This window comes from Gemella sp. GH3, assembly GCF_013415425.1.
Lineage (GTDB): Bacteria > Bacillota > Bacilli > Staphylococcales > Gemellaceae > Gemelliphila.
Map to the genome: position 1 here is coordinate 1 of NZ_JACBYC010000090.1, position 459 is coordinate 459.

Annotated in this window: 1 protein-coding gene; it reads left to right on the plus strand. The window is 34.4% G+C overall.

The features are described 5' to 3' along the window. Positions 1–459 (plus strand): malic enzyme-like NAD(P)-binding protein (locus HZY83_RS03170; protein WP_305038419.1); only part of this gene is annotated, 459 nt, incomplete at both ends.

Consider the following 459-nt stretch of genomic DNA (forward strand, 5'->3'; position numbering starts at 1 on the left):
GCTATAGGTAAACTTATGGTCTATACAGCCGCTGCGGGTATTGATCCTAGCAAAGTGTTGCCAGTTTCACTAGATGTAGGTACAAATAATGAAAGTTTATTAAACGATGAACTTTACTTAGGCAATCGTCATAAACGTGTAAGTGGAGAAAAATATGATAGTTTTATTGATTCTTTCGTTAAAGCAGTACAACGTCAATTTCCTAATGCATTATTACATTGGGAAGATTTTGGTCGTAATAATGCAACTAAAATATTAAAAAAATATGAAAATGAGTTAGCTACATTTAACGATGATGTACAAGGGACTGGCATCGTAGTTTTAGCTGGTATCCTTGGGGCGCTAAATATTTCAAAAGAGAAATTAACAAATCAAAAGATACTGATTTATGGCGCGGGAACAGCTGGTATGGGAATTGCCAATATTATATTAGATGAAATGAAAGAACAAGGCCTAAGC